The 23,524-nt window shown below is 62.1% G+C and carries 27 protein-coding genes; 22 read left to right on the top strand and 5 right to left on the bottom strand.

What is annotated here, in order from left to right; genetic code table 11:
- Positions 1-15: 15 nt before the first annotated feature.
- Entirely contained in the window at positions 16-1,995 is a 1,980-nt protein-coding gene (locus tag EN824_RS07810; protein ID WP_135928751.1) for a bifunctional 2',3'-cyclic-nucleotide 2'-phosphodiesterase/3'-nucleotidase, read from the top strand.
- Positions 1,996-2,176: 181 nt separating this feature from the next.
- Here the strand turns inward: EN824_RS07810 and EN824_RS07805 are convergent, their stop codons facing one another.
- Both EN824_RS07805 and EN824_RS36635 read right to left on the bottom strand, forming a co-directional pair.
- A complete protein-coding gene (locus EN824_RS07805; RefSeq protein WP_127280092.1) occupies positions 2,177-3,433 on the bottom strand; it encodes a cyclopropane-fatty-acyl-phospholipid synthase family protein in 1,257 nt (418 codons plus the stop codon).
- Between the two features lie 143 nt (positions 3,434-3,576).
- The gene (locus EN824_RS36635; RefSeq protein ID WP_348629826.1) at positions 3,577-3,645 is read right to left on the bottom strand and encodes a hypothetical protein; all 69 of its coding nucleotides are present in this window, start codon (positions 3,643-3,645) and stop codon (positions 3,577-3,579) included.
- Between the two features lie 124 nt (positions 3,646-3,769).
- Here EN824_RS36635 and EN824_RS36535 point away from each other — a divergent pair, with 124 nt between their 5' ends.
- The 6 genes from EN824_RS36535 to EN824_RS07780 all read left to right on the top strand — a co-directional run bounded on the left by EN824_RS36535 (position 3,770) and on the right by EN824_RS07780 (position 6,972).
- On the top strand, positions 3,770-3,904 hold the full coding sequence (locus EN824_RS36535) for a hypothetical protein (RefSeq protein WP_272482999.1): 135 nt from the start codon (positions 3,770-3,772) through the stop codon (positions 3,902-3,904).
- A gap of 156 nt (positions 3,905-4,060) precedes the next feature.
- Positions 4,061-4,351: a Dabb family protein gene (locus EN824_RS07800; RefSeq protein ID WP_127280091.1), complete on the top strand. Its 291-nt coding sequence runs from the start codon at positions 4,061-4,063 to the stop codon at positions 4,349-4,351.
- 138 nt (positions 4,352-4,489) lie between these two features.
- A complete protein-coding gene (locus EN824_RS07795) occupies positions 4,490-5,377 on the top strand; it encodes a VOC family protein (RefSeq protein ID WP_135928750.1) in 888 nt (295 codons plus the stop codon).
- Positions 5,374-6,234, top strand: coding sequence for a 3-deoxy-8-phosphooctulonate synthase (kdsA, locus tag EN824_RS07790; protein WP_127869339.1), 861 nt, complete (start codon positions 5,374-5,376; stop codon positions 6,232-6,234). The genes EN824_RS07795 and kdsA overlap by 4 nt, the downstream gene beginning before the upstream one ends.
- An 85-nt stretch (positions 6,235-6,319) precedes the next feature.
- Positions 6,320-6,523 (top strand): dodecin family protein, encoded by a 204-nt coding sequence (locus tag EN824_RS07785; RefSeq protein WP_127281030.1) that lies wholly within the window; start codon positions 6,320-6,322, stop codon positions 6,521-6,523.
- 83 nt (positions 6,524-6,606) lie between these two features.
- Positions 6,607-6,972 (top strand): PRC-barrel domain-containing protein, encoded by a 366-nt coding sequence (locus tag EN824_RS07780; protein WP_127281031.1) that lies wholly within the window; start codon positions 6,607-6,609, stop codon positions 6,970-6,972.
- A 56-nt stretch (positions 6,973-7,028) separates the two neighbouring features.
- On the opposite strand, the gene EN824_RS36530 is transcribed toward EN824_RS07780, so the two are convergent.
- Complete coding sequence (locus EN824_RS36530; RefSeq protein ID WP_127281032.1) at positions 7,029-7,154, bottom strand: hypothetical protein; 126 nt, start codon at positions 7,152-7,154, stop codon at positions 7,029-7,031.
- Positions 7,155-7,355: 201 nt separating this feature from the next.
- Between EN824_RS36530 and eno the strand changes: the two genes are divergently transcribed.
- From eno to EN824_RS07715, 12 genes are all read left to right on the top strand, one after another.
- Positions 7,356-8,630 (top strand): phosphopyruvate hydratase, encoded by a 1,275-nt coding sequence (gene eno, locus EN824_RS07770; protein WP_135867754.1) that lies wholly within the window; start codon positions 7,356-7,358, stop codon positions 8,628-8,630.
- 152 nt (positions 8,631-8,782) lie between these two features.
- A complete protein-coding gene (locus EN824_RS07765; protein WP_127280535.1) occupies positions 8,783-9,106 on the top strand; it encodes a septum formation initiator family protein in 324 nt (107 codons plus the stop codon).
- Between the two features lie 191 nt (positions 9,107-9,297).
- Entirely contained in the window at positions 9,298-10,335 is a 1,038-nt protein-coding gene (gene pdhA / locus EN824_RS07760) for a pyruvate dehydrogenase (acetyl-transferring) E1 component subunit alpha (RefSeq protein ID WP_127869335.1), read from the top strand.
- A 14-nt stretch (positions 10,336-10,349) separates the two neighbouring features.
- Complete coding sequence (locus tag EN824_RS07755; RefSeq protein WP_127280533.1) at positions 10,350-11,750, top strand: pyruvate dehydrogenase complex E1 component subunit beta; 1,401 nt, start codon at positions 10,350-10,352, stop codon at positions 11,748-11,750.
- A gap of 12 nt (positions 11,751-11,762) precedes the next feature.
- Positions 11,763-12,050 carry a hypothetical protein gene (locus EN824_RS07750; protein WP_127280532.1) on the top strand — a complete coding sequence of 96 codons (288 nt, stop codon included), beginning with the start codon at positions 11,763-11,765 and terminating at the stop codon, positions 12,048-12,050.
- 3 nt (positions 12,051-12,053) lie between these two features.
- Entirely contained in the window at positions 12,054-13,454 is a 1,401-nt protein-coding gene (locus EN824_RS07745; RefSeq protein WP_135932078.1) for a pyruvate dehydrogenase complex dihydrolipoamide acetyltransferase, read from the top strand.
- An 86-nt stretch (positions 13,455-13,540) separates the two neighbouring features.
- Positions 13,541-13,882 (top strand): hypothetical protein, encoded by a 342-nt coding sequence (locus EN824_RS07740; RefSeq protein ID WP_245520694.1) that lies wholly within the window; start codon positions 13,541-13,543, stop codon positions 13,880-13,882.
- Positions 13,883-13,886: 4 nt separating this feature from the next.
- Positions 13,887-14,522: an SGNH/GDSL hydrolase family protein gene (locus EN824_RS07735; protein ID WP_135918542.1), complete on the top strand. Its 636-nt coding sequence runs from the start codon at positions 13,887-13,889 to the stop codon at positions 14,520-14,522.
- Positions 14,523-14,537: 15 nt separating this feature from the next.
- A complete protein-coding gene (gene lpdA, locus EN824_RS07730; protein ID WP_135928745.1) occupies positions 14,538-15,983 on the top strand; it encodes a dihydrolipoyl dehydrogenase in 1,446 nt (481 codons plus the stop codon).
- Positions 15,984-16,082: 99 nt separating this feature from the next.
- Positions 16,083-16,340 carry a GlsB/YeaQ/YmgE family stress response membrane protein gene (locus tag EN824_RS07725; RefSeq protein WP_027142753.1) on the top strand — a complete coding sequence of 86 codons (258 nt, stop codon included), beginning with the start codon at positions 16,083-16,085 and terminating at the stop codon, positions 16,338-16,340.
- Between the two features lie 137 nt (positions 16,341-16,477).
- Positions 16,478-17,443: a lipoyl synthase gene (gene lipA, locus EN824_RS07720; protein ID WP_127872368.1), complete on the top strand. Its 966-nt coding sequence runs from the start codon at positions 16,478-16,480 to the stop codon at positions 17,441-17,443.
- 36 nt (positions 17,444-17,479) lie between these two features.
- Positions 17,480-17,938 carry a type II toxin-antitoxin system RatA family toxin gene (locus EN824_RS07715; protein ID WP_135928744.1) on the top strand — a complete coding sequence of 153 codons (459 nt, stop codon included), beginning with the start codon at positions 17,480-17,482 and terminating at the stop codon, positions 17,936-17,938.
- On the opposite strand, the gene EN824_RS07710 is transcribed toward EN824_RS07715, so the two are convergent.
- Positions 17,914-18,423: a CinA family protein gene (locus EN824_RS07710; protein ID WP_135932077.1), complete on the bottom strand. Its 510-nt coding sequence runs from the start codon at positions 18,421-18,423 to the stop codon at positions 17,914-17,916. The genes EN824_RS07715 and EN824_RS07710 overlap by 25 nt on opposite strands.
- Positions 18,420-19,649, bottom strand: a complete 1,230-nt coding sequence (locus EN824_RS07705; protein ID WP_135932076.1) for a bifunctional 2-C-methyl-D-erythritol 4-phosphate cytidylyltransferase/2-C-methyl-D-erythritol 2,4-cyclodiphosphate synthase — start codon at positions 19,647-19,649, stop codon at positions 18,420-18,422. The genes EN824_RS07710 and EN824_RS07705 overlap by 4 nt, the downstream gene beginning before the upstream one ends.
- Before the next feature lie 141 nt (positions 19,650-19,790).
- Here EN824_RS07705 and dusB point away from each other — a divergent pair, with 141 nt between their 5' ends.
- From dusB to ntrC, 3 genes are read left to right on the top strand one after another with little or no spacing between them, the layout of a single operon-like run.
- Entirely contained in the window at positions 19,791-20,819 is a 1,029-nt protein-coding gene (dusB, locus tag EN824_RS07700) for a tRNA dihydrouridine synthase DusB (protein ID WP_135932075.1), read from the top strand.
- Positions 20,816-21,958, top strand: coding sequence for a nitrogen regulation protein NR(II) (locus tag EN824_RS07695; protein ID WP_127872374.1), 1,143 nt, complete (start codon positions 20,816-20,818; stop codon positions 21,956-21,958). Before dusB ends, EN824_RS07695 begins: the two co-directional genes overlap by 4 nt.
- Entirely contained in the window at positions 21,955-23,415 is a 1,461-nt protein-coding gene (gene ntrC / locus EN824_RS07690; RefSeq protein WP_027142746.1) for a nitrogen regulation protein NR(I), read from the top strand. The genes EN824_RS07695 and ntrC overlap by 4 nt, the downstream gene beginning before the upstream one ends.
- Positions 23,416-23,524 lie beyond the last annotated feature (109 nt).

Raw genomic sequence — 23,524 nt, 5'->3', positions numbered from 1 at the left:
GAAGAAGGAGAAAACATGTCGCAACTGCTCCATCCCGTCTCTCGCCGTGGTCTCCTTGCGGGGGTCGCCGCCACAGGGGCGCTGATCATGCTTCATCCCTTCTCCGCCCGTGCGCAGGCCAACCAGGCGCATCTGAGGATCATGGAGACCACCGATATCCATGTGAACGTGCTGCCCTATGATTATTACGCCGACAAAGCCAATGACACGATGGGCCTGTCGCGCACGGCGTCCCTCATCGACGCGGTGCGCAAGGAAGCCGCCAATTCGATGCTGATCGACAATGGCGACCTTTTGCAGGGCAACCCGATGGGCGACTACATTGCCTATGAGAAGGGCCTGAAGGAGGGCGATCTCCATCCGATCATGAAAGGCATGAACCTGCTCGGTTACGAGTGTTCGACACTTGGCAACCACGAGTTCAACTACGGCCTGTCCTTCCTGGACAAGGTACTGGCCGGCGCCAATTTCCCGTTCGTCTGCGCCAATCTGATCCGGGGCACCGAGCTTGCCGCCAATCCGCGCGACGACAAGCTCTACCTCAAGCCCTACATAATCCTGGACAAGAAGATCAAGGACGGTTCAGGCACCGAGCAACCGATCAAAATCGGCATCATCGGCTTCGTACCGCCGCAGGTCATGGTCTGGGATCTCAAGAATCTCGAAGGCAACGTCAAGACGCGCGACATCGTCGAAGCGGCGAAGGCCTGGGTGCCGCAGATGAAGGAGGAGGGCGCCGACATCGTCATCGCGCTCTCGCATTCCGGCATCGACGTCAAGCAGGGTGACATGATGGAGAACGCCTCGTTCTTCGTCGCCGGCGTCGAAGGCATCGACGCGGTCTTCACCGGCCACCAGCACCTGGTCTTTCCCGGCAAGAAGGATTTCCAGGGGCTCGAGGGCGTTGATACACAGAAGGGTACGCTGCAGGGCAAGCCCGCCGTCATGGGCGGTTTCTGGGGCTCGCATATGGGCCTGATCGACCTGATGCTGGAACGCGATGGGTCGAAGTGGAAAGTGGTCTCGGCGACCTCGGAGGCGCGGCCGATCTTCGAGCGTGTCGACAACAAGAACAAGCCGACTGTCGCCGACGACAAGCGCATCATCGCTGCTCTCGAGCAGGACCACCAGGCGACGCTCGCCTATGTGCGCCGCCCTGTCGGCAAGACCTCGGCGCCGCTCTATTCCTATTTCGCGCTGGTGGCCGATGATCCTTCGGTGCAGATCGTCAACCAGGCGCAGAGCTGGTATCTCAAGGATATCCTGAAGAGCACCCAGTGGAAGGACGTGCCGATGTTATCGGCGGCGGCGCCCTTCAAGGCCGGCGGGCGCAACGGCGCCGACTACTACACCGACGTGCCGGTGGGCGATGTCGCAATCAAGAACGTCGCCGACCTCTATCTCTATCCGAACACGGTTCGCGCGGTTGAGATCACGGGTGCCCAGGTCAAGGAATGGCTGGAGATGTCGGCCGGCATCTTCAAGAAAATCGAGGCAGGAAAAGCCGACCAGCCGCTGATCGACACCGAATTCCCATCCTATAATTTCGACGTCATAGATGGCGTAACCTACAAAATAGATTTGTCGCAGCCACCGAAATACGATGCCAAGGGCGCCGTCGCCAATGCCGGTTCCAATCGCATTGTCGACCTGAAATTCGACGGCAAACCGATTGATCCAGCAGCGAAATTCGTCGTTGCGACCAACAACTACCGTGCCGGCGGCGGTGGCAACTTTCCCGACATCAATGCCTCGAAGATCATCTACGAAGCGCCGGACACCAACCGCGACGTCATCGTCCGCTACGTCGTCAGCCAAGGCACCATCAACCCGTCGGCGGATGGCAACTGGTCGTTCGCGCCGCTGCCAGGAAGCAGCGTCGTCTTCGAGACAGGCGTCAAGGCAAAGGACTTCATCGCCGATGTGAAGTCGCTCAAGATCGAGCCGGTGGGCGAGGGCGAATCTGGTTTCGCCCGATACCGCATCCTTCTCTGATCGACTATCAGGGCTGGATGCGGCCGGTCTTGGCCGCATCCCCGTGCGGAAGATGACCTCGCCATAGCGAGGGAGGAGCAGTCGGATCGCTCGGCACGGTCAAGAGCCTCATCCCCGCGGGTGCATGGACCTCGTGGATGGTCGATGTCCGGGTGTTGTCGATGAGATCGCTGTCCCCAGCCTACGCCTTGTAGACCACCTGGCGCACGTCGATATAGCTGGTGCGGAAACCGGCCTCGCAATAATGCAGGTAGAATTCCCAGAGCTTCTTGAAACGGTCGTCGAAGCCGAGCGGCACGATCTTCTCCCACGACCCCCGGAAACGCTGGCGCCATTCGGCAAGCGTGCGGGCATAGTCCTCGGGGAAAACGTGTTCGCGTAAATGGGCAAGGCCGTGCGCGGCGCCAAGCGACTTCAGGATGGACGGCGTCGGCAGCATGCCGCCCGGGAAGACGTAGCGCTGGATGAAATCCGGCCTGGCGCGATAGGTGTCGTAGGCGGCTTCGTTGATGGTGATGATCTGCAGGCCCGCGGTGCCGCCGGGCTTCAGGCAGGCCTTCATCTTGGAGAAGAATACCGGCCAGTATTTCTCGCCGACCGCCTCGAACATCTCGATCGAGGCGATGCGATCGTAGGTCCCGGTTTCATCACGGTAATCCTGCAACTTGATGTCGACCTTGTCGGCAAGCCCGGCCTTGGCGATGCGTGCCTTGGCGAAATCGTGCTGCTCGCGGCTGATGGTCAATCCGGTAACCCGGCAGCCGATTTCGCGTGCCGCGAACTCGGCAAAGCCGCCCCAGCCGCAACCTATCTCCAGCACGTGATCCTTTCCGCCGATGCCCGTATCCCTGGCCAGCGCCCGGTATTTGGCGGCCTGGGCGCTCTCGAGATCATTGGCGCCATTGGCGTAAAGCGCCGAGGAATAGGTCATGCTCGGGTCGAGCCATTCCTTGTAGAAGGCGTTGCCGAGATCGTAATGCGCCGAGATATTGCGCTTTGACCCTTTGCGTGTGTTCTCGTTGAACCAGTGGCGGATGCGCTGGGCCGTGTTGATGAGCCAACTGGCGCCGCCCGCGACGCGTTCGCCGATCGCCGAATTGACCACGAACAGTTCGAGGAAGCTGGTGACGTCAGGGCTTTCCCAATCGCCGTCCATATAGGATTCGGCAACGCCGATCGTGCCGCCGGAAAAGGCGCGGCCCGGCAGACGCCAGTTCTTGAGCACAAGTTCGGCGTCGGGGCCTGGCGCCTTGCCGCCGACGAGGACGGCACGGCCGTCCGGCATCCTGACTTTCAGCGAACCACGCGGCAGGTTCATGGCCGCCGACAGCACCATGCGCGCCTTGGCCGGCAGGCCCTTGACGATCTCGGCGAAATTGAATTCGTCGAGCCTGACCGCGTCGCCCGGCGCTATGCCATGATGTTCCCCGTGTGCCATTCCATGCCCCTGGATCTCCGTGCTGTCGGCGCAATTGCCAAGCCACGGTTCTCTTGGATCATCCGCCGGGTTCAAACACCGTTGCCTGGTCCCGGCAGCTGCGGGTTCGACGGCAGGCGGGCTCGAACGAAAGCGCGCGCCCCTTAGCAGAGCTTCAGCGCTTCCCAGTGAATGCCTGCCACAATCTTCCACGCCATGAGGGGGAACTTCAAGAGGCATGCCGAGAGCTGGACTGTGCCACGCGGCGCCCGGCATCTGCCGCCCTGCGTCAGGCCGCTGCGGCCCGAAATCAAAAACGCCTATGGCAGCCGCATCGCTTGTGCGATAGCTTTAGCCATGCGTTATGTAATCGTGATTGCCGCCATCGCGTTCTTCCTGATCTGGGACGGTCTCTACAATCAAGGCCGGTATCTCGACGTCGCGGTCAGGGAAGTTTCCCATGCGGTGCGCTACGTCACCGGCAAGGCCTAGACGTCCCTGGGCAGGCCGGCGCTTCATCCCTGATCCGCGCGAACCGAGGTCCAGCACCGATCGAGGCGCGTCGCAAGGACGCGTGGCGCCATGACCGGTTGACGCAAAGGGACCGCCGTCACAAAAGACCCCGACATTCAGATCGAGGAGGCGGGATTGATCCGGCATATCGTTTTCTTCAGCGCGCGGCGCAAGGAAGATGTGGAAGCTGTTCGTACCGGGCTGCTGGCGCTCGGCGACATTCCTCATTGCAGCCTCTTCGAGGTCACGCTGAACACCAAGGTCGACCCGCTGTCGGATGAAGTCGATGTCGTCGTTTACGCGGAATTCGCCGATGACGCGGCGCTGGCAGCCTACAAGGCGCACCCGCTCTATGCGCGGACCACCAGCAAGGTCAAACCATTGCGCGAGCTGCGTTATTCGGCCGATGTCGTGGCCGGACGCTGATCCGGCGCCTGCTCCAGAAGGTGCCGTTTGCAGCGGCGACTTTCCCGATAGAGCGTGCTGTGCGAACCATGCGCCGCCGCCGGCGGCATTGCGATCAAGTCTTGAACCGACCTTCGGAATGATGCACATCGCGCCTGCATGACCCCAACCACATCAGCCATTCATCCGCTCGATCATCTGGTTCTGCCGACGCAGACCGTCGACACCGCGCGGATCCGGCTCACCGCGCTGGGCTTCGTCGTCGCTCCGACCGGCATCCATCCCTTTGGCACGGAAAACTGCTGCGTGTTCCTTGCCGACGGCACCTATCTGGAGCCGCTCGCGATTGGCAGCGAACAGGCTGCGACGGAGGCTGCCGCCGAGGGCAACGTCTTCGTTGCGCGCGATCGCCTCTATCGCGAAAGCCTTGGTAACGAGGGATTTTCCGCGGTGGTTCTTGGCACTGACAATGCCGATGACGACCATGAACGCTATGTCGAAGCCGGCCTGTCGGCGGGAGACACGCTGAGCTTCTCGCGAGCCTTCACCGACACGGCTGGCAAAAGCGATACCGCCTCGTTCAAGCTCGCTTTTGCTTCGGCCAATCATGCCAGGGACGCTTTTCTTTTTGCCTGCCAGCGCATCAACGCGCCGAAAGTGGACCGCGCGGCCTTGCAGGCTCATCCCAACGGCGTCGATGGGGTCGTCGAGGTGATTGCAATCAGCAGTGCGCCCTCCGAACAGCACAGGCTGATCGCGGTGGCGGTCAATGAACCGTCCGCCGGCGGTCCGGACGGCGCGTTCGCCTTGCCGAACGCAACATTGCGTGTGCTCGATCCCGCGTCTTACGCCGCGCGCTTTGGCATCCCGACCGGCCCGGCGACGGAGCTTCGTTTCGCCGCCGTGGTATTTGCGATCCGAAGCGCCGATGCCGCTGCGAGGCTGCTTGCAGCCAACTCAATCCAGCACGATATAGCGGGCACCGACATTGTCGTGCCGCCGGCAGCCGGCCAAGGCGCGGCTTTCATCTTCCGGGAGACCAAATGAGCAAGTCCCAAGCACCAAATTCGACGGCGCCCAATTCTTCGGTAACGGTCGGCAATGTCATCTTCGACAATGCGGCACCCTTGGCGCTGATCGCTGGCCCGTGCCAGTTCGAATCGCGCCAACACGCCTTCGACATGGCCGGTGCGCTGAAGGAGCTGACCGGCAGGCTCGGCATCGGCCTCGTCTACAAGACCAGCTACGACAAGGCCAACCGCACCTCGCTGTCGGCGACGCGCGGTGCCGGCATGGACGCCGCACTTCCCGTGTTCGACGAGTTGCGAAAGGAATTCTCGCTGCCGGTGCTGACCGACGTTCACACGGAGGAGCAGTGCGCCATCGTTGCACCGCATGTCGATGTGCTGCAGATACCGGCCTTCCTGTCGCGCCAGACCGACATGCTGGTCGCCGCCGCGAGGACGGGCAAGGTCATCAATGTGAAGAAAGGACAGTTCCTCGCCCCCTGGGACATGAAGAACGTGGTCGCCAAGATCACCGGTTCCGGCAATGCCAATGTGCTGACCACCGAGCGCGGTGCTTCTTTCGGCTACAACACACTGGTGTCGGATATGCGCGCTCTGCCTATCATGGCCGAGATCGGCGCGCCGGTGATCTTCGACGCCACCCATTCGGTGCAGCAGCCGGGCGGGCAGGGCGGGTCGTCTGGCGGGGAGCGCCGCTTTGTCGAGACGCTGGCCCGCGCGGCCGTTGCCGTCGGCGTTGCCGGCGTCTTTATCGAGACTCATCAGGACCCCGACAATTCGACCTCCTCCGACGGTCCGAACATGGTGCCGCTGAAAGATATGCCGGCGCTGCTCGAAAAGCTGATGGCGTTGGACCGGGTAGCGAAGGGCCACTAATCCTAGGCTTTCTGCCCGTGCTTGTGGTTGCCAGGGGCCAGTTGTACGCTCGGCAGGCAAATGAGCGTTTTGGCAGGAGGAAGCCATGTCCGTCGCCCGCGTCACCGAAATCACCTCATCGTCGAAGAAGAGCTTTCAGGACGCCATCGAGCAAGGAATCGCCCGCGCCGCCAAAACCCTGAAGAATGTCGAAGGGGCCTGGATCCAGGATCAGAAGATCGTTGTCGTGGACGGCAAGATCGCGGCCTATCGCGTCAACATGAAGGTGACTTTCATCCTCGCGGAGTGATCGGGCAGCCGCCAAAAAGTCGGGAACTTTCGCCCGCGCGCCTCATTGTCAAAGTGCAGATTAACGACAACGAGGAGCAAACAATGACAACGCAAACAGGCCACACCGAAGCCATTGCCGCTTCGCGAGTGATCGGCACTACCGTCTACAATACCCAAGGCGACGGCATCGGCAGCATCGAGGACGTCATGCTCGATAAGACGTCGAACGGCATCATGTTCGCGGTGATCGGATTTGGCGGCTTTCTCGGTATTGCCGAGAAGTACCATGCCATTCCCTGGGCGAGCCTCGACTACGACGAGGACAAGGGCGGCTATGTCGTACCCTTCACCAAGGAACAGCTGAAGGCAGCGCCCGCCCATTCGATCAACGAGTTGGCCGGCGCCGATGGCGAGAGCGTGCGCGACGAGTCCTACGAATATTATAAGGTTACGCCCTACTGGCACTGACGCCACAACCGAAAAGGGGGCCGTTTCGACGGCCCCCTTTTCGATTCGAGGCAACGCTACTCGCTAATGTGCAAGGCCGGCAAAGGCGCAATGGCCTTTGGCGGTGGCTGCTGATTGTCGCACGACGTCAGGAACGCCGCCGCGATCAGGAACAGACTGACGATACCGCTCAACTCGGACATGGCGAAACTCCTCCTGTTTCGCCCCGCGCGACAACAGCCTTAACCCGGAATGCGCCCCTTGTGGCATGACTTATGATGACAGAAACTTGCGCTTCGTGAATCGCGCGGGCGGCAATATTCGGCCAGGGCCCGATTGCCTTTTGCGTCGCTTTGGCTAAGACGGGCGCGACGTTTTCTCCAGATCAAATCGAGGACATCGCAATGACCGCCATCATCGATATTGTCGGGCGTGAAATCCTGGACAGCCGCGGAAACCCGACCGTCGAGGTCGATGTCGTTCTCGAAGACGGTTCAATGGGCCGCGCCGCGGTACCGTCGGGCGCCTCGACCGGCGCCCATGAGGCCGTCGAACTGCGCGACGGCGGCGCCCGCTACCTCGGTAAGGGCGTGCTCAAGGCCGTCGAAGCGGTCAACGGCGAACTGTTCGAGGCGATCGGCGGCATGGAAGCCGAAAACCAGATCCATATCGATCAGATCATGATCGAGCTTGACGGCACGCCTAACAAGAGCCGGCTCGGCGCCAACGCCATTCTGGGCGTTTCGCTGGCGGTGGCGAAAGCCGCGGCCGATGCCGCCGGCCTGCCGCTCTATCGCTATGTCGGCGGCACAAAGGCGCATATCCTGCCCGTGCCGATGATGAACATCATCAATGGTGGCGCGCATGCCGACAATCCGATCGACTTCCAGGAATTCATGATCCTGCCGGTCGGCGCGCCGACGCTGCGTGAAGGCGTGCGCTGGGGTTCGGAAGTCTTCCACACGCTGCGCAAGAAGCTGAAGGATGCCGGCCACAACACCAATGTCGGCGACGAGGGCGGCTTCGCGCCGAACCTGAAGAGCGCGCCGGTGGCGCTCGATTTCATCATGGAATCGATCGAGAAGGCCGGTTTCAAGCCGGGCGAAGAGATCGCGCTCGGCCTCGATTGCGCCGCGACCGAATTCTTCAAGGACGGCAACTACGTCTATGAGGGTGAGAAGAAGACACGCGATCCCAAGGCGCAGGCCAAGTACCTCGCCAAGCTCGCCGCCGATTACCCGATCATCTCGATCGAGGACGGCCTTGCCGAAGATGACTGGGAAGGCTGGAAATACCTGACCGACCTGATCGGCAAGAAGACGCAGCTTGTCGGCGACGATCTTTTCGTCACCAACACGGCGCGGTTGCGCGACGGCATCCGCATGGGCGTTGCCAATTCGATCCTGGTCAAGGTCAACCAGATCGGCTCGCTGACCGAGACGCTCGACGCGGTCGAGACCGCGCACAAGGCAGCCTACACCGCCGTCATGTCGCACCGTTCGGGCGAGACCGAGGATTCGACCATCGCCGATCTCGCCGTCGCCACAAATTGCGGGCAGATCAAGACCGGCTCGCTGTCGCGCTCCGACCGCATGGCCAAATACAACCAACTGATCCGCATCGAGGAAGAACTCGGCAAGCAAGCGCGCTACGCCGGCAAGTCGGTGATCAAGAGCTGATCCGGCCGCGCATCTTTGGTATCGAAAGGGCGGGACATCCCGCCCTTTTTCATTTCAGGCTGGGCTGGGCCGCCGCCCGTAACCGTCCGTTAAGCACAATCAGGCGAAAAAGGCGTCGAGCCGTTTGAGTTCGCGGCCACGGGGAATCGGTCATGTGGACGCGTCAGCACAAGCAGAGAAATACCGGGCGGCTGATCATTCCTTCGCTGTGCGTGGTGTTCCTGGCCTATTTCGGCTTTCACGCTTATCACGGCGAATTCGGTATCAATTCCAAATACAAGCTGGAGGCCGAAACGGTCGCGCTGCAGGGTCAGCTCGAGGCGATCAGGGCGCGCAGGATGGAACTCGAACGGCGGGTCAAGCTCATGCATGATGGCACGCTGGAGAGGGACATGCTCGATGAGCAGGCGCGTAAAGCGCTTAATCTGTCCCAGGCCGACGAGATCACCATCATGCTGCCGGTTTCGGAGAAGTAACCGATTTTCGGTTAATCAGCAATATTTTCAATGATTTTAATCGCTTAGGCGCATGCCAGCTATGCAATTTCGACATGGCGGAACGCCTTTCTACGTGTTAGCCTCCCATAAATCGAAGGGGAGGGCGATCTCCCCGGAGCAGGTTGATCTTGCTCCAGTGTCCGCAAAGAGACGCCAACAGGGAGTGATGCATGGCCACCGCAGCCAGAAAAGCGCCTGCCAAATCGAAATCCGACGGCAAATCCGGCCTGTCAGCACCCAAGCCTGCTGACTTCACCAAGGACGAAGAGCTTGCCGCCTACCGGCACATGCTGCTCATCCGCCGGTTTGAGGAAAAGGCCGGCCAGCTCTATGGCATGGGCTTCATCGGCGGCTTCTGCCACCTCTACATTGGCCAGGAGGCGGTCGTCACCGGCATGAAGATGGCGCTGATCGACGGCGACCAGATGATCACGGCCTATCGCGATCACGGCCACATGCTGGCGATGGAGCTTTCGCCGCGTGGCGTGATGGCTGAGCTGACCGGACGCCGCGGCGGCTTGTCCAGGGGCAAGGGCGGCTCCATGCACATGTTCTCCAAGGAGAAGCATTTCTATGGCGGTCACGGCATAGTCGGCGCGCAGGTGTCGCTCGGCACCGGTCTGGCCTTCGCCAACCGCTACCGCGACAACAACAATGTCTCGCTGACCTATTTCGGCGACGGCGCAGCCAACCAGGGCCAGGTCTATGAGAGCTTCAACATGGCCTCGCTGTGGAAGCTGCCGGTGATCTACATCATCGAGAACAACCGCTACGCCATGGGCACCTCGGTGTCGCGCTCTTCAGCGGAGACTGACTTCTCGCACCGTGGCGCTTCCTTCAAGATTCCCGGCATCCAGGTCGACGGCATGGATGTGCGCGCGGTCAAGGCCGCCGGCGATCTCGCCACCGAATGGTGCCGCGCCGGCAATGGCCCGCTGATCCTCGAAATGCAGACCTACCGTTATCGCGGCCACTCAATGTCCGATCCTGCGAAATACCGGTCGAAGGAAGAAGTGCAGAAGATGCGCTCCGAGCATGACCCGATCGAGCAGGTCAAGGCGCGGCTGATCGAGAAGAAGTGGGCGACCGAGGACGAGCTCAAGACCATCGACAAGGAGGTTCGCGACATCGTCGCCGACGCCGCCGAATTTGCCCAGAACGATGCCGAGCCGGATCCGTCCGAGCTCTGGACCGATATCGTATTGTAAGGGAGGGCCAGGACATGCCGATCGAAATTCTCATGCCCGCTCTCTCGCCGACCATGGAAGAGGGCAATCTTTCCAAGTGGTTGAAGAACGAGGGCGACAAGGTCGTCGCCGGTGACGTCATCGCCGAGATCGAGACCGACAAGGCGACGATGGAAGTCGAAGCCGTCGACGAAGGTACGCTGGGCAAGATCCTGATCGCCGCCGGCACCGAAGGCGTCAAGGTCAACACGCCGATCGCCGTTCTGCTCCAGGACGGCGAGAGCGCCGCCGACGTCGGCAAGTCCGCGGCGGCTCCCGCCAAGGCGGAAGCACCGGCAAAGGCGGAAGCGCCGGCCGAGGACAAGGCGGAGGTGGCAAAGCCGGCCGCTGCACCAGTCGCGGCCGCACCGAAAACGGAAATCGCCGCCGATCCGGATATTCCCGCCGGTACCGAAATGGTCTCAACCACGGTGCGCGAAGCGTTACGCGACGCCATGGCCGAGGAAATGCGCCGCGACGGCGATGTCTTCGTCATGGGCGAGGAAGTTGCCGAATACCAGGGCGCCTACAAGATCACGCAAGGCCTGCTGCAGGAATTTGGGCCGCGTCGCGTCGTCGACACGCCGATCACCGAACATGGTTTTGCCGGCGTCGGCGTCGGTGCTGCGATGGCGGGCCTCAAGCCGATCGTCGAGTTCATGACCTTCAACTTCGCCATGCAGGCGATCGACCAGATCATCAACTCGGCCGCCAAGACGCTCTATATGTCCGGCGGCCAGATGGGCGCGCCAATCGTGTTCCGTGGGCCGAACGGCGCGGCCGCCCGTGTCGCCGCACAGCACTCGCAGTGCTATGCCGCCTGGTACAGCCACATTCCAGGCCTGAAAGTCGTGATGCCGTATACGGCCGCCGACGCCAAGGGCTTGCTCAAGGCGGCGATCCGCGATCCGAACCCGATCATCTTCCTCGAGAACGAAATCCTCTACGGCCAGTCCTTCGACGTGCCGAAGCTGGACGACTTCGTGCTGCCGATCGGCAAGGCGCGCATCCACAAGACGGGCAAGGATGTCACCATCGTCTCCTTCGGCATCGGCATGACCTATGCGGTCAAGGCGGAAGCCGAGCTGCGCGGCATGGGCATCGACGCCGAGATCATCGACCTCAGGACCATCCGTCCGCTCGATCTCGACACCGTCATCGCCTCGGTCAAGAAGACCAACCGGCTGGTCGTGGTCGAAGAAGGCTACCCGCAGAATTCGGTCGGCGACCATATCGCCAACCAGGTGTCGCAACGCGCCTTCGATTTCCTCGACGCGCCGGTCATCACCATTGCCGGCAAGGACGTGCCGATGCCCTATGCGGCCAACCTCGAAAGGCTGGCATTGCCGAATGTCGGCGAGGTCATCGAGGCCGTCAAAGCCGTCGCATATCGCTAGGGAGCAATGCGGATGCTGTCTTTCTGGACGTTGGCAGCCATCATTGTTCCCACTGTCGTGGTCGCCTTTCTCGTGCGATCGATGACGGGGAAGTTCGATGCGGTTCTGTTGATGCTCAGCGGTGCCGCGTCGCTGGTTCTTGCTATTGTGGCAACTGCTTCCGCAAAGGTCGACCAGACCGGCAGCATGATGACGCTCGAGATGGGCAAGGGTAGCTACCATTTCGGTGTCTTGCCACCTGTGTTCATCGTCGCCACGCTGACCGTCATGCGCGGCCTTTTCAAATTCATCCAGGAGTGAGCGATGCCTATCAACATCACCATGCCGGCCCTGTCGCCCACGATGGAAGAAGGCAATCTGTCAAAATGGCTGGTCAAGGAAGGTGACAAGGTTTCGCCGGGCGATGTCATTGCCGAGATCGAGACCGACAAGGCGACGATGGAAGTTGAAGCCGTCGATGAGGGCACTGTCGCCAAGCTGGTCGTGCCGGCCGGAACCGAAGGGGTCAAGGTCAACGCGCTGATCGCCGTGCTTGCCGCCGAAGGCGAAGATGCGGGCGCTGCCGCGAAAAGCGGTGGCGCACCGGCGAAAGCCGAGGCCAAGCAGGACAGGGCGCCAATCTCCCCACCCGTGGGGGAGATGTCGACGAAGTCGACAGAGGGGGGCGCTGTTCCTCCAGCAGCCAAGAGCGAGGCGCCCCCCTCTGGCCTGCCGGCCATCTCCCCCACAAGGGGGGAGATCAGCCAATCGGCCGAGCGCACCTTTGCGTCGCCGCTCGCGCGCCGCATCGCCAAGGAGGCGGGGGTCGATGTGTCGGCCGTGACCGGCACCGGTCCGCATGGCCGGGTGGTGAAGGCCGATGTCGACGCCGCGATCGCCGGTGGCGGCGCCAAGGCAGCACCGGCAGCCAAGGCTCCGGCTGGTGCGCCTTCCGCTGCTCCGGCTGTAAAGGCAATGTCGGACGATCAGGTGCTGAAGCTGTTCGAGCAAGGCTCTTACGAACTCGTCCCGCACGACAATATGCGCAAGACCATCGCGCGGCGCCTAGTCGAGGCCAAGACCACCATCCCGCATTTCTACCTGACGCTCGACTGCGAGCTCGATGCGCTGCTTTCGCTGCGCACGCAGCTCAATGCGGCGGCACCGGTGAAGAAGACCGACAAGGGTGAGGCGCCTGCCTACAAGCTGTCGGTCAACGACATGGTGATCAAGGCGATGGCCATGGCGCTGAAGGCGGTGCCGGACGCCAATGCCTCGTGGACCGAAAGCGCCATGGTCAAGCACAAGCATGCCGATGTCGGCGTCGCAGTCTCGATCCCCGGCGGCCTGATCACGCCGATCATTCGGCACGCCGATGAAAAGACGCTGTCGGTCATTTCCAACGAGATGAAGGATCTCGCGAGCCGTGCCCGTAGCCGCAAGCTGAAGCCGGAGGAATATCAGGGCGGCACCACGGCGGTGTCCAACCTCGGCATGTTCGGCATCAAGGACTTTGCCGCGGTCATCAACCCGCCGCACGCGACGATCCTGGCGGTCGGCGCCGGCGAGCAGCGGGCGGTGGTCAAGAACGGCGAGATCAAGATCGCCACCGTGATGTCGGTGACGCTGTCGACCGACCATCGTGCGGTTGACGGAGCGCTGGGGGCCGAACTCTTGGTCGCCTTCAAGAAGTTGATCGAGAACCCGATGGGCATGCTGGTCTAGGAAAGGGAAGGGCTGTGCGAATATTCTTCACCAGCCTTTTCGCTTTTTTCATTTCCGGGTTGGCTGGCGGTCTGATCGCGCAATGGTTGGCTGTCGCCACAGTCGCCGAGGAAGAATACATCCTCGTTTTCATGTTCTCGGTGCTGGTGACCTTGGTCGTCACCTTCGTCTTCTTCGTGGCGCAATTGACGAATGATCCGGTCGCGGTCGTGGCGAGGGCGGGCAAATGGACGCTGATTGTTTTTGTGCTGCTGCTCGTCCTCTTGGTCGCGCTGATCCTCTACAGCGACGGCAGCGCCGCGTTGGTCAGGAAAGACATGCCGATGGTTGCCGGTCTCGGTCTGCCGGGCTTGGTGACGATCATCATCCATTGGTTGTTCGTGCGCTGGCGCGTGAAGCGCGGCGTGGCCGACATAAAGGCGGGTTGAACGGATGAAGACGGTTCTTTGTTACGGTGACTCGCTGACTTGGGGCTACAATGCCGAAGGCGGGCGTCATGCGCTGCCGGATCGCTGGCCAAGCGTGCTGCAGGCCGGCCTCGGCGAAGGCGTTCAGGTCATCGCCGACGGCCTCAATGGCCGCACCACCGCCTTCGACGATCATCTGGCCGGAGCTGACCGCAACGGCGCGCGGCTGCTGCCGACGGTGCTGACGACGCATGCGCCGATCGACCTGATCGTCATCATGCTCGGTGCCAATGACATGAAACCATGGATCCATGGCAACCCGGTTGCCGCCAAGCAAGGCATCCAGCGGTTGATCGACATCGTGCGTGGCCACGACTATCCGTTCGACTGGCCGGCGCCGCAGATCCTGATCGTTTCGCCTCCTCTTGTCAGCCGCACGGAGAATGCCGATTTCAAGGAGATGTTCGCCGGTGGCGACGACGCCTCGAAGCAGCTTGCACCGCAATACGCAGCACTCGCCGACGAAGTCGGTTGCGGCTTCTTCGACGCTGGCACGGTGGCGCAAACAACACCTCTCGATGGCGTCCACCTCGACGCCGAAAACACGCGAAACATCGGCAAGGCGCTGACACCAGTCGTGCGCGTCATGCTGGAATTGTGATTGAAGGAGAAAACCGTGGCTGAGAACTACGACGTCATCATCATCGGCTCCGGTCCCGGCGGCTATGTCACCGCGGTCCGTTCCGCCCAGCTCGGCTTCAAGACGGCGATCGTCGAGCGCGAACATCTCGGCGGCATCTGCCTCAACTGGGGCTGCATTCCAACCAAGGCGCTGCTGCGGTCGGCCGAGATTATGCACTATTCGGATCACCTGAAGGATTATGGCCTGAAGCTCGACGGCAAGGTCAGCGCCGACACCGCGGCCGTGGTCGATCGGTCGCGGAAAGTGTCGCTCAGGCTCAATGGCGGCGTCGCCTTCCTGATGAAGAAGAACAAGGTCGATGTCATCTGGGGCGAGGCCAAGTTGTCGAAGCCCGGCGAAATCGTTGTTTCCAAGACGGCCAAGAAGCCGATGGAACCGCAGCCGCCGGTGCCGAAAGGCGTCAAGGGTGACGGCACCTATACCGCCAAGCACATCATCCTGGCGACCGGCGCCCGGCCGCGCGCGCTGCCCGGCATCGAACCGGACGGCAAGCTGATCTGGACGTACTTTGAAGCCATGGTGCCGAAGGAGATGCCGAAGTCGCTGCTGGTGATGGGTTCGGGCGCCATTGGCATCGAATTCGCCTCCTTCTACCGCACCATGGGCGCCGAGGTGACGGTGGTCGAACTGCTGCCGGCGGTCATGCCGGTCGAGGACGCCGAAGTCTCGAAATTCGCGCAAAAGCAGTTCGAGAAGCAAGGCATGAAGATCATCCTCGAGGCCAAGGTGACCAAGGTCGAGAAGGGGGCGAACTCCGTCACCGCGCATGTCGAGATGAAGGACGGCAAGGTCGAGAAGATATCAGCCGATCGCATGATTTCGGCCGTCGGCGTCCAGGGCAATATCGAGAATCTCGGCCTTGAGGCCCTCGGCGTCAAGACCGAGCGCGGCTGCGTCGTCATCGACGGTTATGGCAAGACCAATGTGCCCGGCATCTACGCCATCGGCGATGTCGCCGGTCCCCCGATGCTTGCCCACAAGGCCGAGCATGAGGGCGTCGTGTGTATCGAAAAGATCGCCAATTTTCCCGGTGTTCACGCGACGGACAAGCTCAAGATTCCCGGCTGCACCTATTGCAACCCGCAGGTTGCCTCGGTTGGCCTGACGGAAGCGAAAGCAAAGGCCGAAGGCCGGGATATTCGCGTCGGCCGCTTCCAGTTCGCCGCTAACGGCAAGGCCATCGCGCTTGGCGAGGACCAGGGCTTCATCAAGACCATCTTCGACAAGAAGACCGGTCAGTTGCTCGGCGCGCATATGGTCGGCGCCGAAGTCACCGAATTGATCCAGGGCTTTGTCGTGGCGATGAACCTTGAAACGACCGAGGAAGAGCTGATGCACACGATCTTCCCGCATCCGACGCTGTCGGAGATGATGAAGGAAAGCGTGCTCGACGCCTATGGTCGCGCCTTGAACGCATGATAGATTCGCCGCAGGGGACTCAGCTTCGAAGGCCGCGAGATCGCGACGGCGAGGCAGTTCGTTTCCGGATGCATTTTTACGCGCGCAAGGAGAAGGCATATGCACCTGAACGGCGTGGGCTGGATCGCAGCCATCATCATCGGCGGCCTGGCAGGCTGGCTCGCCGAAATGGTCATGAAGAGCAACACCGGCATATTCATGAACATTATCATGGGCATCGTTGGCGCGGTGGTGCTGAATGCCATCCTACAGGCGCTCAACATCGGCGTGTTCGGCGTCGGCTGGACCGCCTATCTGATCACCGGCTTCATCGGTGCCTGCCTGCTGATCTGGGTCGGTCGCCTGGTGCGCCGCTAGTCGATATCCTTCCCGGCTATGCGAAAACGGTTGTGGCGGCATGCGCCTCCGCAGCCTTTTTCTTTGTGTTGAAAAGTCCTAGATGACGTAAACGTGACGATCGCCGACGGGCGGTCGCGAGAAAAGCCAGGGTTCAGATGGTCACTGTCCTCGACACGATCGCCAACGCGCCGCGACTGCGGCATCCCGAGAAAGCGCACAAGCCCGACCAGGAGGTGTTGCGCAAGCCGGACTGGATCCGCGTCAAGGCGCCGGTATCGAAAGGCTATGCCGAGACACGCGAGATCGTCAAATCCCACAAGCTGGTGACTGTATGCGAAGAGGCCGGTTGCCCGAACATCGGTGAGTGCTGGGAAAAGAAGCACGCCACCTTCATGATCATGGGCGAGATCTGCACGCGCGCCTGCGCCTTCTGCAATGTCGCCACTGGCATTCCGACCGCGCTCGATCCGGACGAGCCGGCCCGCGTCGCGCATGCCGTCAAGCAGATGGGCCTTACCCATGTCGTCATCACCTCGGTCGACCGCGACGATCTCGCCGATGGCGGCGCGCAGCACTTCGCCGATGTCATCCGTGCGATCCGGGCGGCAACGCCTCTGACGACGATCGAAATCCTGACGCCGGATTTCCTACGTAAGGACGGGGCGCTGGAGATCGTCGTGGCGGCCAGGCCCGACGTCTTCAACCATAATCTCGAAACCGTGCCGTCGAACTATCTGAAGGTCCGGCCAGGCGCCCGTTATTTCCACTCGATCCGGCTGCTGCAGCGGGTCAAGGAACTCGATCCCTCGATCTTCACCAAGTCCGGCATCATGGTGGGACTGGGTGAGGAGCGCAACGAAATCCTGCAGTTGATGGATGATCTGCGTTCGGCCAATGTCGACTTCATGACCATCGGCCAGTATCTGCAGCCGTCGAAGAAGCACCACCCGGTGATCCGCTTCGTCACGCCGGAGGAATTCAAGTCCTTCGAGACGATCGGCAAGACCAAGGGTTTCCTGCTGGTGGCGTCGAGCCCGCTGACGCGCTCGTCGCATCACGCCGGCGACGATTTCGCCAGGCTGCGCGCGGCGCGCGAAGCACAGCTCGCGAAATCGCTCTGATGCGTCTTCGACGCGACGCCCTCTAGAGCCGGGTTCATGCCGAAATTCGAAGCCACCCGCCGCGTTGCTCACACGCCGCAGCAGATGTTCGCGCTGGTCGCCGACATCGAAACCTATCCGCAATTCCTGCCGCTTTGCGAGGCGCTGACGGTCCGCTCGCGCAAGGAACGGGATGGGCGCACCATCCTCGTCGCCGACATGAGCATCGGCTACAAGGCGATCCGTGAGACCTTCACGACCCAGGTGCTGCTGAAGCCCGACGAAAACGCCATCGATGTGAAGTACATCGATGGCCCGTTCAAATATCTGAGCAATGTCTGGCGTTTCGAGCCAGACGGCGCCGGCTGTGCCGTGCGCTTCTTCATTGACTATGAATTCAAGAGCCGCATCCTGGGCGCGCTGATGGGCACGATGTTCGACCGTGCCTTCCGCATGTTCGCCGAGGCTTTCGAAAAGCGCGCCGATGTCATCTACGGCAAGACACCGGCGGCCTGACTCTCGCCAAGCGCCCGCAAGCCAAGCTCGAGTGCATGGTTGACCGTTTCGCGGCGGATGAAGTCGCGACCATTGTCGGCAAACAGCCTTCGTTCAGCCGTCACGGGTTGGCCGTTCACGGCAACGCCGAACCAGACCAGCCCGACTGGCTTTTCCGCAGAACCGCCGCCTGGACCGGCAATGCCGGTGACGGCCAGGGCGAGGCCGGCGCGCGATCGGGCAAGCGCACCGGCTGCCATCTCGATCGCCGTCTCGCGGGACACCGCGCCATGCCTGTTGAGCGTGGTGACGCGAACGCCGAGCATGTCCATCTTGGCCTCATTGGAATAGGTGATGAAGCCGCGATCGACCACGGCGGAGGAGCCGGCAATGTCGGTCAGCGCGGCAATGATCATGCCGCCGGTGCAGCTTTCCGCCGTCGCCAGCATGATGCCGCGCTCGCGGCAGGCCTCAAACAGGGCGATTGCCAGTTCGCTGTTGGTCATTCCGGAACCTCGCCGGGAAACACCACGCTGGCGGTGGCGATCGCCGCTATGCCTTCCTCGCGGCCGACAAATCCGAGCTTCTCGTTGGTCGTCGCCTTGACCGAGATGCGGTCGGCGGAAATGCCCAGCATCTGCGAAAGGACTGACGTCATCGCCTCGCGGTGCGGGCCGACGCGCGGTGCTTCGCAGATTAGCGTGATGTCTGCATTGGCGATGCGCCCGCCGCGCTCGCGCACTAGTCTTGCCGCATGTTCGACGAATATCCGCGACGCAGCGCCTTTCCACTGCGGATCGGAGGGCGGAAAGTGCGTGCCGATGTCGCCGGCCCCGCAGGTCGCGAGCAACGCGTCGGTCAGAGCGTGCAGGCCGACATCGGCGTCGGAATGGCCCGACAATTTCCTGTCATGCGGGATGGCGACGCCACAGAGCGTGACATGGTCGCCGGGCTCGAAAGCATGGACATCGTAGCCATTGCCGGTGCGGATATCGGGGAAGTGTGCCCGTTCGCTGGAAAGCCGCTGGTGTGCCATGGCGATGTCCCGTGCCCAGGTGAGTTTGACATTGTCCGGCGAGCCGGGAACGAGCTTTACCGGCATTTGCATCCATTCGGCGATCGATGCGTCGTCGGTAAAGTCGGTCTTGCCTCTGTTGTAGGCTTCCTCATGCATCGTCATGATCGCGAGGAAGGGAAAGCCTTGCGGCGTTTGCGCCGCGTGCAGCCCGCTCCTGGGGACTGTTTCGCCGACGGTGCCGGTGGCCGATTCGCGTTTCAGCGTGTCGGCGACGGGCAGGGCGGGAAGCGCGCCCTCGCGTTCGCCGATCGCCGCGATGGTGCGGTCGATCAGATCCATGTCGACAAAGGGGCGCGCGGCGTCGTGAATGAGGACCTTGTCGGGCGCGTAGCTTCTCAGCGCCTGCAGCCCGAGCCGAACCGAATCCTGCCGGGTCGCGCCTCCGGCGATTGCCGTCACCCGATCGGCATCGGTGCCCACGGCTTGCCGAAAAAGCTCGCGGTCCTCCGCATGAATGGCCACGACGATCCGGCCGATGAGCGGGTGCGCGAGAAAAATATCGATGACGCGCGCGATGACGGCGCGCCCGCCAATTCGTTGATATTGCTTCGGGCCATCGGTCTGTCCGGCGCGCGCGCCGCGACCGGCCGCGACGATAACCACCGCGACTTTGCCACCCGGATCCGAAGCCTGATTTTCAGTTGCGCCAATCATCCAAGTCTGGTCCTAGTCGCGGCCAAGGCCGAAGGCCAGCATTTTCCCAATTGCGCCTCAATGTGGCGTCATTCCGCGTTGCACATTTCTCTCGATCTGGCTAGAGAATGTGCAACGAATGGACATGCTTGGTTTTTGTGCATGGTTAACTTGATCAGATTGGCCGCGCCTCTCGACGTCGGCGGCGTGAGAATCCGCAACCGCGTCTTCCTCGCGCCGATGTCCGGGATTACGGATGAAGCGTTCAGGCAGCGCGCCCATTCGCACGGCGCTGGCCTGGTCGTATCCGAAATGGTTGCCAGCGGCGAACTCGCCAAGGGCAGGGCTGGCTGCGACCTGCGCATACGTCATTCCGGCCTGCCCGTCCATATGGTGCAGCTTGCCGGCCGTGAGGCGATGCATATGGCCGAAGGCGCACGGATCGCCGCCGGCGAAGGCGCCGACATCATCGACATCAACATGGGCTGCCCTGCCAAGAAGGTCACCGGCGGCTATGCCGGCTCAGCATTGATGCTGGACCTCGACCACGCGCTCTCGCTGATCGAGGCCGTGGTCGGCGCCGTCAAGGTGCCGGTGACGGTCAAGATGCGGCTGGGTTGGGACGAGGCGGCACTCAATGCTCCCGTCCTTGCGCGCCGTGCCGAGCAGGCGGGCGTCAGGATGGTCACGGTCCATGGCCGCACACGCTGCCAGTTCTACCAGGGCAAGGCGGACTGGCGCGCCATTGCTCGCGTCAAGGAGGCCGTTTCCATCCCGGTCGTCGCCAATGGCGATGTCTGCTCCCCGGCTGAAGCCTCGGTCATTCTCGAACAGTCCGGCGCCGACGCCGTGATGGTCGGCCGCGCCCACTATGGCGCGCCGTGGGTCGCCGGCAGCATCGCTACGGCCGCCGCTGGGACATTTTCGCCCGGCGTTCCCGAGACCCGCCAAGCGCTCTCCGACTATATCATTGCTCATTACCAGGACATGCTGGCGCTTTACGGCATCGAGAGCGGCCTGCGCCAGGCGCGCAAGCATCTGGGCTGGTATCTCGATCGACATGCCGGGGGTGTCGCCGGCGACAGTAGAAAAGCGATAATTACCGCGTTCGAACCCGCTCGCGTCATTTCCTTGCTGCGCGATGTGTTTTCGCGCGATCCGCAAACCATGAACCTGCGGAGCGCCGCATGACCGCCACTGCTGGCCAAGGCACCGAAATAGCGGATGCCGCCCAGATCGTGCTGAATACGATCCGTCGCCCGGTGATCATGATCAGCGAGGAAGGGTTCATCATCTTCGCCAACGCCGATGCCGAGGATTTCTTTCGCTCCAGCGCGACCATGCTGGCGCGCAACACCTTGTCCAAACTCATACCTTTCGGCAGCCCATTGCTGACGCTGGTCGACCAGGTGCGCGAGCGCCGCGCGCCCGTCAACGAGTATCGGGTCGACGTCTCGTCACCGCGCCTCGGCATCGAAAAGGTCGTCGATCTCTACGTCGCGCCGGTGCCGGAATTTCCGGGCTCCGTCGTGGTCATGTTCCAGGAGCGGTCGATGGCCGACAAGATCGACCGGCAGATGACGCATCGGGGCGCGGCGCGCTCGGTGACCGGCCTGGCGGCGATGCTGGCGCATGAGATCAAGAACCCGCTGTCCGGTATCAGGGGGGCGGCCCAGCTGCTCGAACTGTCCGCCTCCGATGAGGATCGCGCGCTGACGCGGCTGATCACCGACGAGACGGACCGCATCGTGTCGCTGGTCGATCGAATGGAGGTGTTTTCCGACGAGCGGCCGATCGATCGCTATCCCGTCAACATCCACGTCGTGCTCGATCACGTGAAAGCAATCGCAAAGAACGGTTTCGCGAAGAAAATCAAGATATTGGAGGACTATGATCCATCATTGCCTCCAGTGTTCGCCAATCGCGATCAACTGATCCAGGTGTTCCTCAACCTGGTCAAGAACGCCGCCGAGGCGATCGGTAGCGATCCCCACGGCGAGATCGTGCTGTCCACCGCCTTTCGGCCCGGCATTCGCGTTTCGGTTCCCGGCACGCAGGACCGCGTATCGCTGCCGCTGGAGTTCTGCGTGCGCGACAATGGTTCGGGCGTCTCGGAAGATATCCTGCCGATCCTGTTCGATCCCTTCATCACCACCAAGCCGAACGGCTCGGGGCTGGGGCTTGCGCTGGTCGCCAAGATCGTCGGTGAACATGGCGGCATCATCGAGTGCGATTCGACGCCGCGCGCAACGACGTTCCGGGTGCTGATGCCGGCCTGGAAGGAAACGGCGCTAGGCGCCGATCAAGACGGCGAAGGAGATCGCAAATGACCGTTCGCGGCAACATTCTCGTCGCCGATGACGATGCGGCGATCCGCACCGTGCTCAATCAGGCCCTTTCGCGTGTCGGTCACGAGGTGCGCGTCACTTCCAACGCCTCGACCCTGTGGCGCTGGGTGGCGGCTGGCGAGGGTGACCTCGTCATCACCGACGTCGTGATGCCGGACGAGAACGCCTTCGACATGCTGCCACGCATCAAGAAGGCGCGGCCGGAACTGCCTGTCATCGTCATGAGCGCCCAGAACACCTTCATGACGGCGATCCGCGCTTCCGAAACCGGTGCCTACGAATATCTGCCGAAGCCTTTCGACCTGACCGAACTCCTCAACATCGTCAACCGCGCGCTGTCCGAGCCCCGGCGGCCCAAGATCGATGCCCGGCAGGAAGAGCAGCCCGAAACGATGCCGCTGGTCGGCCGTTCGGCGGCCATGCAGGACATCTACCGCATGCTGGCGCGCATGATGCAGACCGACCTGACGGTGATGATCTCGGGCGAATCGGGCACCGGCAAGGAACTGGTGGCGCGCGCGCTGCATGAATATGGACGCCGTCGTGGCGGTCCATTCGTTGCCATCAACATGGCGGCGATCCCGCGCGATCTCATCGAATCGGAATTGTTCGGCCACGAGAAGGGCGCCTTCACCGGCGCGCAGAACCGCTCGACCGGCCGCTTCGAGCAGGCAGAGGGCGGCACGCTGTTCCTCGACGAGATCGGCGACATGCCGATGGAGGCGCAGACGCGCCTGCTGCGCGTCCTGCAGCAGGGCGAGTACACGACGGTCGGCGGCCGCACGCCGATCAAGACCGATGTGCGCATCGTTGCCGCAACCAACAAGGACCTGCGCACGCTGATCAACCAGGGCCTCTTCCGCGAGGACCTCTTCTACCGTCTCAACGTCGTGCCGCTCAGGTTGCCGGCGCTGCGCGAACGCTCCGAGGATGTGCCCGACCTGGTGCGCCATTTCTTCAAGCTTGGCGAGATGGAGGGGCTGCAGACCAAGCGCATCTCTTCCGGCGGCATCGAGCTGATGAAGCGCTATCCCTGGCCAGGCAATGTGCGCGAGCTGGAAAACCTCGTTCGCAGGCTCGCCGCGCTTTATTCGCAGGACGAGATCTCCGCCGAGATCATCGAGGCGGAACTCAAGACAGGCGAGCGCCCGGTGGTACCGGGCGCCGGCAACCTCATTCCCGACGATCTTTCCATCGGCCAGGCGGTGGAGCACTTCCTGCAGCGCTATTTCGCCTCCTTTGCAGGCGAATTGCCGCCCGCCGGTCTCTACGAGCGCATTCTGTCCGAGGTCGAATATCCCTTGGTGCTGGCTTCGATGACGGCAACCCGCGGCAACCAGATCAAGGCCGCGGAGCTTTTGGGCCTCAACCGCAATACCCTGCGCAAGAAGATTCGCGAGTTGGGCGTCAACGTCTACAAGTCCTCCCGCCAGACCTGAGCCCGCGCCAAGCACACGATCTTTTCAGGGGACCGAACGGGGAAAGAGTCCCGCTGCTGTCACACTTGTTGCATAATCGCCACAATGCATTGCATAGATCCGACGCAAT

This window comes from Mesorhizobium sp. M8A.F.Ca.ET.181.01.1.1, assembly GCF_004792025.1.
GTDB lineage: Bacteria > Pseudomonadota > Alphaproteobacteria > Rhizobiales > Rhizobiaceae > Mesorhizobium.
This window is presented reverse-complemented; position numbering and strand designations above follow the sequence as displayed.